Annotated in this window: 17 protein-coding genes and 1 tRNA gene; 7 read left to right on the top strand and 11 right to left on the bottom strand. The window is 68.5% G+C overall.

The annotated features are described in order from the left end of the window. The first annotated feature begins 11 nt into the window (after positions 1-11). Positions 12-743 (top strand): Crp/Fnr family transcriptional regulator, encoded by a 732-nt coding sequence (locus tag ACSFA2_RS21015; RefSeq protein WP_435457272.1) that lies wholly within the window; start codon positions 12-14, stop codon positions 741-743. Positions 744-767: 24 nt separating this feature from the next. Here ACSFA2_RS21015 and ACSFA2_RS21010 read toward each other — a convergent pair whose 3' ends face one another. From ACSFA2_RS21010 to ACSFA2_RS20970, 9 genes are all read right to left on the bottom strand, one after another. Beyond that, positions 768-1,661, bottom strand: coding sequence for an SDR family oxidoreductase (locus ACSFA2_RS21010; protein WP_435457271.1), 894 nt, complete (start codon positions 1,659-1,661; stop codon positions 768-770). 112 nt (positions 1,662-1,773) lie between these two features. Further along, the gene (locus ACSFA2_RS21005; RefSeq protein WP_435457270.1) at positions 1,774-3,894 is read right to left on the bottom strand and encodes an NAD(+) synthase; all 2,121 of its coding nucleotides are present in this window, start codon (positions 3,892-3,894) and stop codon (positions 1,774-1,776) included. Beyond that, positions 3,891-6,245: an ATP-dependent DNA helicase gene (locus ACSFA2_RS21000; protein WP_435457269.1), complete on the bottom strand. Its 2,355-nt coding sequence runs from the start codon at positions 6,243-6,245 to the stop codon at positions 3,891-3,893. Before ACSFA2_RS21000 ends, ACSFA2_RS21005 begins: the two co-directional genes overlap by 4 nt. 35 nt (positions 6,246-6,280) lie before the next feature. Next, complete coding sequence (locus ACSFA2_RS20995) at positions 6,281-6,682, bottom strand: hypothetical protein (protein WP_435457268.1); 402 nt, start codon at positions 6,680-6,682, stop codon at positions 6,281-6,283. A 115-nt stretch (positions 6,683-6,797) separates the two neighbouring features. Further along, positions 6,798-8,807, bottom strand: coding sequence for a PAS domain S-box protein (locus ACSFA2_RS20990; RefSeq protein ID WP_435457267.1), 2,010 nt, complete (start codon positions 8,805-8,807; stop codon positions 6,798-6,800). 15 nt (positions 8,808-8,822) lie between these two features. Continuing rightward, entirely contained in the window at positions 8,823-9,554 is a 732-nt protein-coding gene (locus ACSFA2_RS20985; protein ID WP_435457266.1) for a winged helix-turn-helix domain-containing protein, read from the bottom strand. A 44-nt stretch (positions 9,555-9,598) separates the two neighbouring features. Continuing rightward, positions 9,599-9,958: a TraR/DksA family transcriptional regulator gene (locus tag ACSFA2_RS20980; protein WP_435457265.1), complete on the bottom strand. Its 360-nt coding sequence runs from the start codon at positions 9,956-9,958 to the stop codon at positions 9,599-9,601. A gap of 50 nt (positions 9,959-10,008) precedes the next feature. After that, positions 10,009-10,662, bottom strand: coding sequence for a BON domain-containing protein (locus tag ACSFA2_RS20975; protein ID WP_435457264.1), 654 nt, complete (start codon positions 10,660-10,662; stop codon positions 10,009-10,011). A gap of 46 nt (positions 10,663-10,708) precedes the next feature. Further along, positions 10,709-11,239, bottom strand: coding sequence for a universal stress protein (locus ACSFA2_RS20970; RefSeq protein ID WP_435457263.1), 531 nt, complete (start codon positions 11,237-11,239; stop codon positions 10,709-10,711). 263 nt (positions 11,240-11,502) lie between these two features. Here ACSFA2_RS20970 and ACSFA2_RS20965 point away from each other — a divergent pair, with 263 nt between their 5' ends. The 5 genes from ACSFA2_RS20965 to ACSFA2_RS20945 all read left to right on the top strand — a co-directional run bounded on the left by ACSFA2_RS20965 (position 11,503) and on the right by ACSFA2_RS20945 (position 14,418). Beyond that, entirely contained in the window at positions 11,503-12,675 is a 1,173-nt protein-coding gene (locus tag ACSFA2_RS20965) for a DUF3182 family protein (protein ID WP_435457262.1), read from the top strand. Continuing rightward, positions 12,672-13,454: an alpha/beta hydrolase family protein gene (locus tag ACSFA2_RS20960; RefSeq protein ID WP_435457402.1), complete on the top strand. Its 783-nt coding sequence runs from the start codon at positions 12,672-12,674 to the stop codon at positions 13,452-13,454. Before ACSFA2_RS20965 ends, ACSFA2_RS20960 begins: the two co-directional genes overlap by 4 nt. Positions 13,455-13,632: 178 nt before the next feature. Then, on the top strand, positions 13,633-13,833 hold the full coding sequence (locus ACSFA2_RS20955; protein ID WP_435457261.1) for a hypothetical protein: 201 nt from the start codon (positions 13,633-13,635) through the stop codon (positions 13,831-13,833). 72 nt (positions 13,834-13,905) lie between these two features. Next, a complete protein-coding gene (locus tag ACSFA2_RS20950; protein WP_435457260.1) occupies positions 13,906-14,055 on the top strand; it encodes a hypothetical protein in 150 nt (49 codons plus the stop codon). A gap of 159 nt (positions 14,056-14,214) precedes the next feature. Beyond that, complete coding sequence (locus tag ACSFA2_RS20945; protein ID WP_435457259.1) at positions 14,215-14,418, top strand: hypothetical protein; 204 nt, start codon at positions 14,215-14,217, stop codon at positions 14,416-14,418. Positions 14,419-14,468: 50 nt separating this feature from the next. Here ACSFA2_RS20945 and ACSFA2_RS20940 read toward each other — a convergent pair whose 3' ends face one another. Beyond that, positions 14,469-15,080 carry a hypothetical protein gene (locus ACSFA2_RS20940; protein WP_435457258.1) on the bottom strand — a complete coding sequence of 204 codons (612 nt, stop codon included), beginning with the start codon at positions 15,078-15,080 and terminating at the stop codon, positions 14,469-14,471. A gap of 102 nt (positions 15,081-15,182) precedes the next feature. Between ACSFA2_RS20940 and ACSFA2_RS20935 the strand changes: the two genes are divergently transcribed. Then, positions 15,183-15,416, top strand: coding sequence for a hypothetical protein (locus ACSFA2_RS20935; RefSeq protein WP_435457257.1), 234 nt, complete (start codon positions 15,183-15,185; stop codon positions 15,414-15,416). Positions 15,417-15,550: 134 nt separating this feature from the next. Here the strand turns inward: ACSFA2_RS20935 and ACSFA2_RS20930 are convergent. Beyond that, positions 15,551-15,626, bottom strand: a tRNA-Asn gene (locus ACSFA2_RS20930). Between the last annotated feature and the right edge of the window lie 30 nt (positions 15,627-15,656).

Here is a 15,656-nt window from a genome sequence, read left to right as displayed (position 1 = left end):
CGGAGCTCACCATGCACGCAGACACCCCCCGCCGCACCGCCGCAGACCAACCCGCCCAGCGCATCGCCACGATGCTGCAACTGCTCCAGGACGCGCTGCCGCTGCACAAGCGCCTGGTGCACGCCGGCGACGTGGTCTGCCAGGTCGGCCAGCCCTTCCAATGCCTCTACGTCGTCAACGCCGGCTTCTTCAAGATGGTCAACCTGTCGGACGAGGGACGCGAGCAGGTCGTCGGCCTGCATTTCCGCGGCGACTGGCTCGGGCTGGACGGCATCGCCACCGGCCGCTACGGCTGCGACGCCGTGGCCATGGACACTGGCGAGGTCTGGGCGATTCCGTACGACACGCTGATCGAAGCGAGCATCCGCACCCCCGCGCTGCTGAGCACGCTGCACCAGGCCATGAGCCGCGAGCTGGCGCGCGACCACGACTCGATGGCGTCGCTGTGCACGTTGCCGGCCGACGCCCGCGTCGCGGGCTTCCTGCGGTACTGGGCCGATGCCGTGTCGCAGCGCGGCCAGCGTGCCGACGAGATCACGCTGCGCATGACGCGCGCCGAGATCGGCAACTACCTGGGCATGACCCTCGAGACGGTCAGCCGGGCGCTCTCGCGCATGGCGCGTGGCGACGTGATCCGCTTCAAGGAAAAGGGCCGCCGCGACATCCAGATCCCGAAGGTCGAGGCGCTGACCACCTTCATGCAGCAGGCCAGGACGCCGTCGGCTGCGCTGGCGCTGCACTGAAAGCGGCGGCCGCCGCGCCGGGCTTCAGGTGGTGGCGTGGCCGTGGGTGCGGCCCGACTTGCCCGGCTGGTAGAGCGCGCCTTCGGACGCATGCGCCGGACGCTCGCCGGACTGCGGGCCGGCTTGCCGAGCTGCCATCCTGTCGCCCATCGATGGCATCCACTGGGTGACCGCCGCGCTCAGGCGCGACCCTGTCCCGACTTTCACGTCGCGGCCGCCTTGGGTCGCGGCACGCAGGATGGCTTCGGCCACCTCGATCGGGTCGAGCATCGGGGCGGGCCGCACCGGGGCGCCACCCAGGTAGTTGGCGGCGTGGTCCGCATGGGGCGTATTCACCGCCGACGGCTGGATCAATGTCACGTGCACCGGGCTCTTGTCGAGCTCCTCGACCTCGACCCGCAGCGTGTCGGTGAAGCTCTGGACCGCCAGCTTCGAGCAGGCGTACATGCCCTGCAGCGGCAGCGGCGCTTCGGACGCTGCGCTGCCCACGTTGATCAAGGCACCGCCTTGCTTCTCCAGGTGGGGCAGGGCCGCCAGCGACCCGTTCACCACGCCCCAGAAGTTGGTGGCGAAGAGGCGCCGACTGTCTTCTTCGGTCACCGTGTCGAGCCGTCCGTAGATGGTCACGCCGGCATTGTTGATCCAGGTGTCGATGCGGCCGAAGGTCTGGACGGCCGCTTGGGCGGCGGCTTCGAGCTGCTCGCGCGATGCGACGTCGGCCGGCACGACGATCGATCGGCCGCCCGCGGCGTCGATGTCGCGGGAGGCCTGGTACAGAACATCGCCACTGCGTGCCACGAGCACCACGCGGGCCCCGCGGGCGGCGGCCAGACGGGCGGTACAGAGGCCGACGCCGCTGGAGGCACCGGTGATGACGACGACCTGCTGGTCGAGCGGTAGGAGGGACGAGGCGCTCATGCAGCAGAGAGGAGAGAGTTGACGTTCGTCAACTTTTTACCATCCTTCGGGACGACTGCCGGGAACGGCGGCGTATTCCCCCGAAAAGCCGCGAACTCGTCCTACATCGCCCTCAACGGTTGTGCAACACATGGTCGGCCTGCGCCGGTACCCGTGTCAGGTCGGCCAGCCACACTTCCGCCTCGGAGTCGCTCGGGGCCCGCCAGTCGCCGCGCGGCGAGAGCGAGCCGCCGGAGCCGACCTTCGGGCCGTTGGGCACGCAGGAGCGCTTGAACTGGCTGGTCTTGAAGAAGCGCCAGAGGAAGGTGCGCAGGTGGCCGACGATGGCGGGCAGGGTGTATTCGTTGCGTTCGCCCTGCAGCGCGTCGGGCCAGCTGCCCCGCTGGCGGTCGCGCCAGGCGCTGTAGGCGAGGAAGGCCACCTTCGACGGCCGGAAGCCGTGGCGGACGATGTAATACAGATGGAAGTCCTGCAGTTCGTACGGGCCGATGGTGTCTTCGGTGCGCTGGCCCGGCTGTTCGGCCGAGGCGTCGCTCGACGGGATCAGCTCCGGGCTGACCTCGGTCGCCACGATGGCGCGCAGCACGTCGCTGCCGTCGTCGCGGAGGATGGCGGCGTCGGCCACCCAGCGCACCAGGTGCTTGATCAGCGTCTTGGGCACGCTGGCGTTCACGTTGTAGTGCGACATGTGGTCGCCCACGCCGTAGGTGCACCAGCCCAGCGCCAATTCGCTCAGGTCGCCGGTGCCCACGACGATCGCGCCCTGGTGATTGGCCAGGCGAAACAGGTGGCTGGTGCGCTCGCCGGCCTGCACGTTCTCGAAGGTGATGTCGTACTGCGGCACGCCGTCGGCGAAGGGGTGGCCCAGGTCGGCCAGCATCTGCCGGCAGCTCGGGCGGATGTCGATCTCCTTGGCCTCGCAGCCGATGGCCGCCATCAGCGCGTGCGCCTGCTTGAGCGTGCGGTCGCTGGTCGCGAAGCCGGGCATCGTGTAGCCGAGGATGTCGCTGCGCGGGCGGCCCAGGCGGTCCATGGCCTGCGCGCACACCAGCAGCGCATGGGTCGAGTCGAGCCCGCCGGACACGCCGATGACGACCTTCTGGATGTTGCTGGCCTCCAGCCGCTGCACCAGCGACTGCACCTGGATGTTGAAGACCTCCTGGCAACGCGCATCGCGCGTGGCGGCGTCGGCCGGCACGTAGGGAAAGCGCTCCACCGTGCGACGCAGCGCGCCCGGTTGCTGCGGCAGGCCGGGCAGGTCGAACTCGACCGTGCGCCAGTCGCGCAGCACGGCGGCGTGGCGCTGTGCCGAGACGCCGAAGGAGTTCTGCCGCATGCGCTCGTGCGCCAGGCGCTCGAGGTCGGCATCGGCGGTGATCAGGTGCGAGCGGTTGCTGAAGCGTTCGCTTTCGGCCAGCAGTTCGCCGTTTTCATAGATCAGCGCCTGGCCGTCCCAGGCCAGGTCGGTGGTCGACTCGCCGATGCCGGCCGACGAGTACAGGTAGGCCGCCAGGCAGCGCGCCGACTGCAGGCTCACAAGCTTGTGGCGGTAGTCCGCCTTGCCCACGGTGATGTTCGAGGCCGACAGGTTGACCAGCACCGTCGCACCGGCCAGGGCCGCGTAGCTCGACGGCGGGATCGGTACCCACACGTCTTCGCAGATCTCGACGTGCAAGGTCATCAGCGACAGGTTGCGCGCCCTGAAGATCAGGTCGGCGCCGAAGGGCACGCGCTGGCCGCACAGGGTGATCTCGCGGGAGATGGCGCTGTCGGCGGCGGCGAACTGCCGGCCCTCGTAGAACTCGCCGTAGTTCGGCAGGTAGGTCTTGGGCAGCACGCCGAGCAGCACGCCGTCGGCGACCACCGCCGCGCAGTTGAAGAGGCGGTGGTCGGCGCGCACCGGCAGGCCGACCACGGCGACGGTCGGCAGGCCGCGGGAGGCCTCGACGACCTCGGCCAGCGCCGCCTCGCAGCCTTCGAGCAGTGCGGTCTGATGGAACAGGTCGTCGCAGGTGTAGGCCGAGATGCCCAGCTCCGGAAAGGCCACCAGCACCGCCCCTTCAGCCGCGGCCTCACGCAGCATGCGCACGGTCTCGCGGCCGTTGAACACCGGGTCGGCGACGCGGTTGCGCGGCACCGCCACGGCCAGCCGGGCGAAGCCATGGGTGTAGGGGTTGTCGAAGGGCAGGTCGGCGGTCGGTGCGGAGCTCATGGCCGCCATGGTATTCGTCATTGGGGTGAGGGGTCGCGCACGGGGTCGTCAGCCGCAGGAGCGGCGGCCGTGTGGCACAGGCCGACCGCCCACCACGCCGGCAGCAGCGCGCGTACCTCGGGCCGGGCGAAGCGCTCGTCGAACAGGTAGAGCACGCCGGCATCGTGCTCGGTGCGGATCACGCGACCGGCCGCCTGCACCACCTTGCGCAGGCCCGGGTAAAGGTAGGTGTAGTCGTAGCCCCGCGCATCGCCAAAGCGGGCATCGAGCCGCTCGCGCATCACTTCGTTCATCGCGTCGTGCTGCGGCAGGCCGAGGCTGGCGATGAAGGCGCCGATCAGCCGGTCGCCGGGCAGGTCGATGCCTTCGCCGAACGCGCCGCCCAGCACGGCAAAACCCACGCCGCAGCCGTCTGCGCGAAAGCGCGCCACGAAGCCGTCGCGCTCGGCTTCGCGCATGGCGGTCGACTGCGTCCAGGTCGGCACGTCGGGGTGCTCGCGCACGAAGCGTGCGTGGGCCTGCGCGAGGAACTCGAAGCTGCTGAAGAAGGCGAGGTAGTTGCCGGGGCGGTGCGCATAGACCTGGCCGATCAGCGCGCTGAGCTGCGGAAGCGAACGCGCCCGGTCGCGGTAGCGCGTCGAGACGTCGGTGACGATGCGCACGTCGAGCTGGTGTGCCTGGAAGGGGGACGCCACCTCGACCTCGGCCGTGTTCTGCGGCAGCCCGAGCATGTCCCGATAGAAGGCGAAGGGCGCGAGCGTGCCGGAGAAGCACACCGTGGTCATCGACGCGGCGAAGCGCGCCCGCAGGAAGGGCGCCGGCACCAGGTTGCGGATCGCGAGACGGCCCGCCGTGCCGGTCGTCGGCGGCAGACTTTCGAAGACGGAGTGATCGGCCAGCGCATCGGCCAGCCGGGCGAACTGCAGGGCGTCGAAGAAAAAGCGTTGCAGCGGGCCGTGCGCGGTATCGGGCGCCGCTGCGAAGTGCTCGGCCAGCGCGGCGACGGCTTCCTGCAGCGCCGCCTGCAGGCGCTCGGGCACGTCGTCGTGCGCGACGTAGGCCTCGGGCTGGTCGCGCTGCAGCCCCAGCCACTCGCGGCGCAGTCGGTCGATGGACGGGCGCACGCCGGTCGGTGCCGCAGCACGCGCCTGGTCGAGTGCCGCCATGTCGAGCGACGCCGTGTACATCCCACGTGCGCGTTCGAGCAGGTTGTGCGCCTCGTCGACCAGCACCGCCACCTGCCATTCCTCCTGCTTGGCCAGCGCATAGAGAAAGGCGCTGCCGTCGAACCAGTAGTTGTAGTCGGCCACCACCACGTCGCTCCAGCGCACCATCTCCTGCGCGAGGAAGTAGGGGCACACGGTGTGTGCGAGCGCCACACGGTGCAGCGTCGCGGTGTCCAGCCGCCGTTGCTCGACCGCCTCGGCGCGTGCCGCTGGCAGGCGGTCGTAGAAACCACGTGCCAGCGGGCAGGCGTCGCCGTGGCAGGCGCGTCCGGGGTATTCGCAAACCTTCTCGCGCGCGGTGAGCTCGAGCACGCGCAGCGACGCCGCGGCCCGTGCGCTCAGGCCGATGCCTTCCAGCGCGATCGCGCGGCCCGAGGTCTTGGCGGTCAGGAAGAAGAGCTTGTCGGTCCCTTGGCGGGCCCAGCCGCGCAGCAGCGGAAAGGTCGTGGCGACCGTCTTGCCGATGCCCGTGGGCGCCTGTGCCAGCAGGCAGCGCCGCGTCGAGGCGGCGCGGTACACGCCCTCGGCCAGTTCACGCTGGCCCGCGCGAAAGCCGGCGTGCGGAAAGGCGAGCGCGCCGAGTTCCTTGGCCAGCACGGCGCGATGCGCGGCTTCCTGTTGCGCCCACGCCATGTAGCGGTGGCAGAGCGCTTCGAAATGGCTGCGCAGTGCATCGGCGCTGCAGTGCTCTTCGAGCACGGTCTCCTCGCCGCTGGCGATGTCGAGGTAGACCAGCGCCACGTCGACGTCGGCCAGCGCACGCGCGCAGCACAGCATCCAGCCGTAGGTCTTCGCCTGGGCCCAGTGCAGCGCGCGGTGGTTGGCGCGGATGGCCGCGAACTCGCCGCGGAAGGTCTTGATCTCTTCCACGCGCAGCCGCTCGGCGTCGAAACCGTCGGCCCGGCCGCGCACGCGCAGGCCCTCGAACGCGAGGGACAGCGAGACCTCGCGCTCGTAACCCGCATCGCGCCGGCCCTGCACCAGCAGATGCCCGGCCACGCCTTCCTGCGCGCTCGGCGCCGGGACGAAGCGGAAGTCCAGGTCGCCGGCCTTGGCGCCGAAGGCGCACAGCGCGCGCACCGACACCGGTTGGAGCGGGGTGGCGTCGGTATCGGCGAATGCGTCGGCGCGTGGGCTGGAGGTCACTGGATGAATATACAGCCCAGTGACTTGGCTCGGGTTCAGCCCCCGGACCGGACCAGCTTCCTCCAGGCCGCCGGGTCCTGCGCCCGCAGGTCCTCGAGTTCGCGCTTCAACTGCAACAGCCGGTCGCCGGCCATCGATTGCTTGATCTCGCGCACCTCGTCGGCGAGCGCCTGGAAGGCGGTGATCCGTGGATCGCTGTGCTCGGCCGTCAACGACGCGCACAGCACTTCGACCGCTTCGATCACCTTGCCCAGTTGCCGGCCGTAGCTGAGCTTGCCGAGGATGGCCTGTTCGACCTGCGGCGCGCGGGAATTGGTGGTGTTGATCACCACGTTGCCGAAGGTCCAGCCCGGGTTGGGCGCGAAGCTGCCGAGCGGACTGAAAGGCAGCCGCCAATCGAAGAGGCTGGCGAATGTCGGTGGGGCGGTGGCGGGCATCGGCATCTCCGGCGGTGGGTGAACGGATGCTCGCACGTCGGGTCCTCCGGGTCAGCCGGCCGGTTGGCCAGGAGGTGGCCGTGCTTTCGGTCGAGGCGCCGCGCGAGCCCGCCGGTCAGCGGGCCGCGTGCAGCACGCGCACCATCGCGCGTTCCAGCGCCTCGCGGGTGTACGGTTTCTGCAGCAGCTCGCGCCCCCACGAGGCGCCGGCCAGCTCCTGCGAAAAGCCCGACATCAGCAGCACCGGCAGCTGCGGCAGCCGCTGTTCGACGCGCTGGGCGAGTTCGGTGCCGCGCAGGCCGGGGCCAAGGGAGATGTCGCTGAGCAGCAGGTCGAAGGCGGTGTTGGCATCGAGCACCTCGAGCGCGGCTTCCGCGGTGGCGCAGGGCGTGACCGCGCAGCCCATCGTCAGCAGGAACTGCTGCGCCACCTGCCGGACTTCGGCGTCGTCCTCGACCAGAAGCACCCGCAGCCCGGTGGGCAATCGGCCGCCCGCGTCGGCTTCGGGGCTGTCGATGTCGTCCTCGTCGCCCAGCTGCGGCAGATAGAGCGTGATGGCCGTGCCGACGCCCAGCGTGCTGCGCAGGCCGATGGCACCGCGCGACTGCTTGGCGAAGCCGTAGACCGTCGACAGGCCGAGGCCGGTACCGCGGCCGACCTCCTTGGTGGTGAAGAAGGGCTCGAAGGCATGCTCCTGCACCGCCTCGGACATCCCGGTGCCGGTGTCGGCGACGGTGATTGCGACGTAGCCGCTCGTCGAGGGGCCGGTGGCTTCGGCGAGCAGTTCGGGCGGCAGCACCGACACGCTGCGGCAGGTGAAGGCCAGCGTGCCGCCCTGGGGCATGGCATCGCGCGCGTTGATGGCGATGTTGAGCAGGGCGGATTCGAGCTGCACCGGGTCGGCCAGGCACAGCGCCTCGTCGGCGTCCAGCGCGATCGCGATGCGCTGGTCCAGCGTGCGGCGCAGCATGTCGCCCAGCGAGTGCAGCAGGGCGGCGGCGTCGATCACCGTTGGCTGCAGCACCTGGCGGCGCGAGAAGGCGAGCAGCTTGCCGGTGAGTTCGGCACCGCGGCGCGCGGCGCGCGTGGCCGCACCGAGCAGCTGCTGCACCATCGGCTCGGCCGCGTAGCCGGGCAGCTCTTCCAGCACCTGCAGGTTGCCGGAGATCACCGTCAGCAGGTTGTTGAAGTCGTGCGCGATGCCGCCGGTGAGCTGGCCCACGGTTTCCAGTCGTTGGGCGTGGTTCAGGGCCTCTTCGCTTTTTTCACGCTGCAGCAGCGTCGCCAGCAGGCTGGCGAGCGAGTCGAGAAAGCGCAGCTCGTCGTCGCCCAGGTGCTGCAGCGATGCGCAGCGCACCGCCAGCGCACCGATCGTCCGGCCGCGATCGGACAGCGGCACGGCCAGAAAGTGGCCGGTGTCGGCGTCGCTGCAAGGGCCCGACCGTGCGGTACCCCCGGTGGCGACCACGCGGGCGGCGAGCTCGACCACATCCACGGGCACGGCCTGGCCGGCGGACTTGTCCGCCGTGAGCCCCCCACCGGCAGCGATGCGAAAGGTCAGCCCGTCGGGCTCGAGCAGCAGCACCATGGCCGCATCGGCCTCGAGCGCTTCTGCGGCCATGGCCGGCACCTGCGCGAGCAGCGCCTGGGTGTCGCGCGCATCGACGGCGAGTCGACCGAAGTGCGCCAGTTGTTCCGCATAGCGCGCACGCTGCAATGCCTGCCGCACGCGCGGGTAGCTGCCAACGTCGCGAATGGCGGCCACCACATAGGGCAGGCCGTGGTCGTGCAGGGGGCTCAGGGCGATCTCGACCCGCACTTCGGAGCCGTCGCGTCGCCGGGCGACCAGGTCCATCTGGGTGCCCATGGGGCGGGAGCGTGGCTGCTCGCCGTAGGCATGGCGGTAGGCCGCGTGGCGCGGGCGCACCGCGTCGGGCACGAGCGCCTCGACCGGCAGGCCGATCAGCGCGTCGCCGCTGTAGCCCAGGAGATCGACGGCAAAGGGGTTGGCCAGGACGATCGTGCCCTGGGCATTGACCAGCAGCAGCGCGTCGGGGTAGGCCGCGAAGATCGAGCGGAAGACCTTGCCGTCCTCGGCATCGAAGCGCAAGGGAATGTGTTCCATGGCGGGCGCGGACGTTCAGGCCGTGTCGACCCGCGGCGCGAACAGGTAGCCCGCGCCGCGTACCGACTTGATGAGTTGCGGGCTGTCGGCATCGCTTTCGAGCTTGCGGCGCAAGCGTCCGATCTGCACGTCGATGGTCCGGTCGAACGGGCCGCCATCGCGCCCCCGGGTGCGTTCCAGCAGGTAGTCGCGCGAAAGCACCCGTCCCGGCGCGTCGCTCAAGGCCTGAAGCAGGTCGAACTCGCCACTGGTCAGCACGACCTCATGGCCCTGCGGCGCGGTCAGTCGTCGTGCCGCGATGTCGAGTTGCCAACCCTCGAAGCGCTTGGTCGAGGAAGTCGTTGCCGGTGTCGCTGCACTCGCGGGCGTCGGTGCCGGCACGATGCGGCGCAACACCGCCTTGATGCGGGCCAGCAGCTCGCGCAGGTCGAAGGGCTTGGTGACGTAGTCGTCCGCGCCCACCTCCAGGCCCACCACCTTGTCGACCGCGTCGCCGCGCCCGGTGACGATCACCAGGCCGCATTGCCAGTGTTCGCGCAGTTGCCGGGCGATGACGAAGCCGTCCTCGCCAGGCAGTCCCAGGTCCAGCAGCACCAGCACCGGGGGGTCGTGTGGCATCAGGGCGAGCAGGTCGCGGCCACGGTGCAACTGGCTGACGCGAAAGCCGTGCCCCTGCAGATAGGTGGCCAGCAGCCGGGTGATGTCTTCTTCGTCGTCGAGGACGGCCAGGTGGAGGGGAGAGGTCACGGCGGCATGTTAGCGCCTGCGCGTGACCTTCTGCCAACCGGGACTCAGTGGGGCGAGTGCGCCTCGAACGCGGTCTGGCAGCTCGCGCAGCGCACGGCCGTGGGCTGCGCGAACAGCCTGGCGCGCGGGATGCCCTCGCCGCAATCGATGCACATGCCGTAGTCGCCCGTGCTCATGCGGTGCTCCGCGAGCGCGATGTCGCGCACGGTGGCGCGGTCGATGGCCGCTTCGGCCATGCGTATGTCGTCGACACGCTCGGTCTCGGCTTCGTCGGCGCGGTCGCGCACTTCGGGGGCGAGTGACGCAGGCACGTCGACCTCGCGGAGCTCGTCGAGCGCCTTCCGGCGCATCGTTTCGAGCTGGTCGGCGAGACTGACGAGGTCGGAGGGGCTGAGGGATTTCATGGTTCGGGTCCTGAGCGATGGGGGCAGCGGGGGCCGGTGGGCGCGGCCTTTCACGCTTCGACGATGAGCTCGTTGAGCACCGCGGTCACGCCGGGGGCCGACCAGGCTGCGCCCTGAATGGCGGCGCGCTCGGTCCACGAATGCACGACGCCGCGCAGCGTGACCTCGGATCCGCGTACCCCGACCTGCACGTGATTCGCCTGCCGGTCCGCCTGGCGCGCCAGCGCGTCGTGGATGCTCTTCTCGACATCGTGCGGGTCGAGCCGCGGCCGGATGTGGATGGCGTTGGTGACGCCGGTCACCCCCATCAGGTGGCACACGGCGCTTTCGGCCGCCTGACGCTGGTAGCGCCATTCGACTTCGCCGCCGAGCGTGATCCAGCCGTTGTCAACCAGCACCCGCACCTTGTCCTTCGGAACGAGCACATGCCACATCAGGCCGCGCTCGGCCGCCAGAGCGATGTCGGCGTCGCTGCGCTCGGCATCGGCAGGCAGCTTGACGCGGAGGTCGATGGCCAGCGCCTTGACGCCCCGGACCCGTTGCGCCGCGCGTTCGGCGGCCTCTTTCTCTGCGTGACTGGCCAGCTGACCGGTGAGGGTCACCACACCGTCCTTGACGATCACGCCGACCGTCGTGGCCTGGATGGCCGGGTCCCACTCGAGTTCGGCCATGACGTCATGCTGGAGTTGTGCATCGGCTTTCATACGGTCTCCCGGGGTGTGTCGAAGTGAGGTCGGTCGAATGGCGCGGCTATTCGATGGACAGCGCGCCGCTGGGCAGGTGAACGCGCAGCGGCTTTTCGTCGGCCGTCTCGCGCACGGGTTCTGTCGGTGCTTCGGCGGTGCGCACGAGCAGCACCGGCACCGGCGACAGACGCAGCACGTATTCCGCGCTGCTGCCCAGGACCAGACGGCCGACGCCGCGGCGGCCGTGCGTGCCGATGACGATCACGTCGGCCGGCCAGGTCTTGGCTTCGGACACGGTGAGTTCATGCACGCGACCTTCGACGCTGTCGTAGAGCACCGTCTCGGCCTCCAGGCCGGCGGCGGTGACCTGGGACTTCGCGTCCTCGAGCACCTTGCGGCCGCCGTCGCGCAGGGCGCTCATCCAGTCGCCCGAGTAGCCGGCGTAGGCGTCCATGGCGAGCGCGAAGGACAGGTCGTCCACCACATGGATCAATCGCAGCTTGCCGTTGGTGAGGCGCGCAAGGCGGATGGCTTCTTGCAGACCGCGATCGGACGTCGGACTGCCGTCGACGGGAACCAGGATTCGTTGGTACATAGAGACGCTCCGTGGTGAGGGAAGGCAGCCAGTATGGAAGTCTGGCGTTGCCGAAGGCTTGACGTGCGTCAAGCTCCCGAGGGGGACGAAGCCCAAGGGGGCTGGCGCACACGGGTCCATGTGCAGGCGCATTCCGACAGACAGGGGTGGCCGGTCCGTCGACGATGGTGGTGCCAGCGCACGCCGCGGCGTTCACAACGCTTTTTCTCGAACCCTGGTGCGAGCGCGGAACGACCGTCTCGCCCTCCACCGGAGCCTCGACCATGACCCGTGATGCCATCCTCGTCGCCGCTGTCGGCGATCCCGTCGTCTCCGCCGGCACCCGTGCGGCGCAGCACGACGGCTGCGTTGTCGCCCTGTCGCGGGACGACCATGCCTACGCCAGCGTGCATGAGTGCGCGACGCGTCTTGCCTTCGCAGAGCGCATCGCGGCGCTCAAGGGGCTGGATTTCGGGGGTGAGTATGTTCCTGGAGAGTCCTATGCGCGCCCGCTGTACTTCGTGCCGAACGACACGCTGTCCGACCTGCGCGAGGCGCAGTCACTGGGCATCACGGGGCCGCATGATCTCTTCGGTGGTGTGGTGCCGTATCCCTTCGTATTGACCAAGGCCATCACCCATCCGCTGGTGCGGCCGGATGCGGCGCGCCCCGTCGGCTGGTCGAACGAGTTCGCCGCTCACGTGGCTGGCGCGGTGCTCACGGGCTTCACCGCCTTCTCGCGGGACGACGCATGCGCCGCGGGCGGTGCGCTGCTGCGCCTGGGGGCCGTGCGCATCAAGCCCGTGCGGGCGACGGGTGGGCGCGGGCAGCAAGTCGTGACCGACACAGAGGCATTGCGGCAGTGTCTGGCCGAGATGGACGAGGTCGAACTCAGCGCGCATGGCGTGGTGCTGGAAGAAAATCTCACGGACCCCGTCACCTTCAGCGTCGGGCAGGTCGTTGTGGGCGGGCTCACCGCGACCTACCATGGCACTCAATACCTGACGCGTGACCGGCACGGGAACGAGGTTTACGGCGGGTCGGACCTGTGGCTGGTGCGCGGCGGCTTCGACGCCTTGCTGGCGACCAGGCCGCCCTTCGACGTGCGCCTGGCGATCGACCAGGCCCGGCTCTATCACGACGCGGTGGCCGAGTGCTTTCCCGGATTCTTCACCTCCCGGCTGAACTACGACGTCGCGCGCGGCCGTGGCCCGCTCGGTCAGTGGCGCTCGGGCGTGCTGGAGCAGTCGTGGCGCGTGGGCGGCGCGACGGGCGCCGAACTCGCTGCGCTCGAGCTTTTCCATCGCCATCCGGAGCGCGACCGCGTCCATGCGCGCTGCGTCGAGGTTCACGGCGATCCGGCGCCCCTGCCGCCGGACGCCTTGGTCTATTACCAGGGCGAGGTGCCGGACGTCGGCAGGCTCACCAAGTACACGCTGATCGACCCGGCATGCTGAACACCCGACACAACACCGTCGACATTGCCGTTGACGGCCAACACATTGCCGGCACCCTCGTCGCATCCTCCATGACGGTGCCCGGCGTTCTGCTGGTGCATGGCTGGGACGGCAACCAGGAGCAGTACATCCGCCGCGCGCACCAGATCGCCGCGTTGGGCTGTGTGTGTCTGACCTTCGACCTGCGTGGTCATGCGCGCCATGTCGCACAGCGTCAGGAGGTCACGCGCGAAGACAACCTGCGCGATGTGCTGGCGGCGTACGACGTGCTGGTCAGCCACCCGACCGTCGACCCGGAGTCGATTGCCATCGTGGGCAGCAGCTACGGCGGCTACCTGGGGGCCATCGTGAGCTCGCTGCGGCCGGTGCGCTGGCTGGCGTTGCGTGCGCCGGCGCTCTACCGGGACGGGGACTGGGACGTGCCCAAAGGCAAGCTGGACCGGGACGACTTGGCCACCTACCGTCGCATGCCGGTGGGCGCCGCCGACAACCGCGCGCTCGGGGCCTGTGCGGCCTTCCGTGGGGATGCGCTCATCGTGGAGTCCGAGCACGACAAGACCGTGCCGCATCCGGTGATCGAAAACTACATGGCGGCCTTCAAACGTGTGCGTTCGGTCACCTACCGTGTCATCTCGGACGCCGACCATGCGCTGTCGAAGGAGGAGTGGCGGCAGTCATATGGCATGTTGCTCGTCTCGTGGATGACCGAAATGACCATGGGTGCGCGCGGCCATCCAGCCGCAGGTGGGGGTCGACCCTTGCCGGCCAGGCCGGCGTGAGCGGGGCAATATCACCCGCCAGGGAGCTTGGCAAGGCGACCCGTTGCGGGAATGTGTCACGAAGTGTGTCCTAAACATGGGGGCGCATGGGATGGCGAGGCAGAAGCGCGGAAAAGTCCCTCGGCCTTGGCGAGGTCAGCGGCTACAAACCTGTCATCGAAGATTCACCGGAGGCAGCATGACGGGTTCTGGACGATTGGCATTGAGTGTGAACGAGCTGGAAGAAGGCGAGTTTCACTATGTCTTGCTCGAGGCAGTCACGATGCCTGGTGAGCTGCTCTGTTTCCGCCCCCGTGAAATGGGCGAGCGAAGCCACAACACCCCCATCGACGCGTGGTTCTCCGGTCTGGGCGTCGTGAGACGGCTTGAACAGCGCTGACATTTCGGACGAAATCAGGGTCTCCGGTGCTTAGAATTCGCCTCTCTTCGAAGAGGGAAACGTAAGGCAGCGATGGATGTCGAACTGTTCGTGGCGTTGTTCTGCGTGATCGGTATCGGGTGGCTCACGATCGTGCCGACCTACCGTGGATGGGGACATCTCGAAGAGAAGATGGCTGAGCGTGTCGAGACCACCATCGCCATCCTGGACGAGCCGGATTGACTCTCCGCCCGTGACTGTGCGCTGCCGGTGAATTTGTAGGTCTTTGGACTTATGAGCCGAGTCGCATGGACGAGCAACTGTGTAGGCGGACGTAGGACGCGCAGTCATCTGTGACATTGATCACAGAGGGTTTCTCGAGTTGTCCGCAATGATGCGGACATGTACAAACTCATCGCACTCCTTCTGGGCCCGTTGGCGATGGCCGCGCTGGTCTACAGCTTTGGCTTTGTTGCCATCCTGGTGTGCTTCGCCCTGGCGCTTGCAACGCTTGTGTTCTCCAACGAGCCCGGCGACGAGGAGTCGGCCCGTTTTGCCGCGGCCGAGGGGGCTGGCGAGCCGTCGACCTTTATGGGCGGCTTCTGAGCTGAGCGTACTGCCGCAGAGGCGTCGGCCCGGTCAGGGCACTGCGCATTTCAGGCGTACTGTGGTTGCGGCTGGGCTTCGCTCACGGCTTTGGAACGCGCCGGCACACGGCGCGCATCGACCAGACGCGCTGTGAGCTGGGCGGTCATCTCGACCAGAGCGGCATCGCGCCGGCGCTCTTCTTCGGTCAGGCCCTTGCAAGGTGCATAGAGCGTGCCGTAGTTTCGGCCATCGGCCAGCAGCACCGGAACACGGATGAAGCATCGCTCGAAGGGGCCGAACACCTGCAGGCAGACTGCCAGCACGTAGACATCACCCGTCGCGTCGTCATGGAATCCGCCGCGTGGCGACATGACCGGCGCTGGCTCCATCAGCGATTCATCATGCAGTTCGGCGACGAATGCCGCGTCGGTGCCGTGCTGCTCCTTCAGCAGCGTCAAAACCTTCCGTACCGTTTCGTCGGCCATCGGGTCGCGTGATTGCGGCGTCGTGACCACCAGGTCGCAGGCCGTGACCTCGAACGCGCCGAGGGAGTACTCGAAAGTGAAGGGGTTCGAGGCATCGGACATGGTGGTCATTCGGATTCGGACAGAGGCCTCTATTGAAACCCGAAGAAGCCACAAATGAATACCTTTGTGTTCCTGAAAACGGGCGTATTTCACGCAATATGCCATCGATGCGAACCAAGGTACTCATCGTCGAGCCGTTAGCATTCGCGCATATCCCGCCATGTCGGCGGGGCAGACCACGTGATCGAGCCCCTCATGTCCCCCGAAGCTCCCCAGACGCCGAGTTCATGTCCGCTGTGCGTAGAACTCGTGCAGCACTCGGCCCGCGACACGCCGCCGCATGCGGCCCTTCGACTGTTGAGCGCCAAGCCATGGGCCGAGGCATTGAACAAGCGCGCGGCGGGCGCACTGGAGATCTACGTGTGCCAGGAATGCGGCAAGGAGCGGGTGCGCGACACCAGTCCGACCTATTCGGCGCGGTGGATCTAAGAGATATCCGGCGCGACCGTCGTGCGCTGCGTACGGAGACTGGGCACACCAAGTGTTTGCTCGAATCAGACGCCGAAAATGAAAATGCCCCGCTACGTGAATAGCGGGGCATTCAGTCGCCTTGCGGCTAATTTTGGCTCCTCGACCTGGGCTCGAACCAGGGACCTACGGATTAACAGTCCGGCGCTCTACCAACTGAGCTATCGAGGAACAAGCCTCAGATTATAGCGTGGTTTTTTG

The organism is Variovorax cryoconiti, assembly GCF_051216395.1.
Lineage (GTDB): Bacteria > Pseudomonadota > Gammaproteobacteria > Burkholderiales > Burkholderiaceae_C > Variovorax.
Note: the sequence above shows the minus strand (reverse complement) of the source record. Positions and strands in the feature narration are given on the sequence as shown.

What these genes read in the sequence shown, in the direction of transcription:
- ACSFA2_RS20995 (WP_435457268.1), bottom strand. Translation starts at nt 6,682, where the DNA reads ATGCCCGCCACCGCCCCACCGACATTCGCCAGCCTCTTCGATTGGCGG.
- ACSFA2_RS20990 (WP_435457267.1), bottom strand. Translation starts at nt 8,807, where the DNA reads ATGGAACACATTCCCTTGCGCTTCGATGCCGAGGACGGCAAGGTCTTC.
- ACSFA2_RS20955 (WP_435457261.1), top strand. Translation starts at nt 13,633, where the DNA reads ATGACGGGTTCTGGACGATTGGCATTGAGTGTGAACGAGCTGGAAGAA.
- ACSFA2_RS21005 (WP_435457270.1), bottom strand. Translation starts at nt 3,894, where the DNA reads ATGACGAATACCATGGCGGCCATGAGCTCCGCACCGACCGCCGACCTG.
- ACSFA2_RS20970 (WP_435457263.1), bottom strand. Translation starts at nt 11,239, where the DNA reads ATGTACCAACGAATCCTGGTTCCCGTCGACGGCAGTCCGACGTCCGAT.
- ACSFA2_RS21010 (WP_435457271.1), bottom strand. Translation starts at nt 1,661, where the DNA reads ATGAGCGCCTCGTCCCTCCTACCGCTCGACCAGCAGGTCGTCGTCATC.
- ACSFA2_RS20975 (WP_435457264.1), bottom strand. Translation starts at nt 10,662, where the DNA reads ATGAAAGCCGATGCACAACTCCAGCATGACGTCATGGCCGAACTCGAG.
- ACSFA2_RS20950 (WP_435457260.1), top strand. Translation starts at nt 13,906, where the DNA reads ATGGATGTCGAACTGTTCGTGGCGTTGTTCTGCGTGATCGGTATCGGG.
- ACSFA2_RS21015 (WP_435457272.1), top strand. Translation starts at nt 12, where the DNA reads ATGCACGCAGACACCCCCCGCCGCACCGCCGCAGACCAACCCGCCCAG.
- ACSFA2_RS20980 (WP_435457265.1), bottom strand. Translation starts at nt 9,958, where the DNA reads ATGAAATCCCTCAGCCCCTCCGACCTCGTCAGTCTCGCCGACCAGCTC.
- ACSFA2_RS20965 (WP_435457262.1), top strand. Translation starts at nt 11,503, where the DNA reads ATGACCCGTGATGCCATCCTCGTCGCCGCTGTCGGCGATCCCGTCGTC.
- ACSFA2_RS20935 (WP_435457257.1), top strand. Translation starts at nt 15,183, where the DNA reads ATGTCCCCCGAAGCTCCCCAGACGCCGAGTTCATGTCCGCTGTGCGTA.
- ACSFA2_RS20945 (WP_435457259.1), top strand. Translation starts at nt 14,215, where the DNA reads ATGTACAAACTCATCGCACTCCTTCTGGGCCCGTTGGCGATGGCCGCG.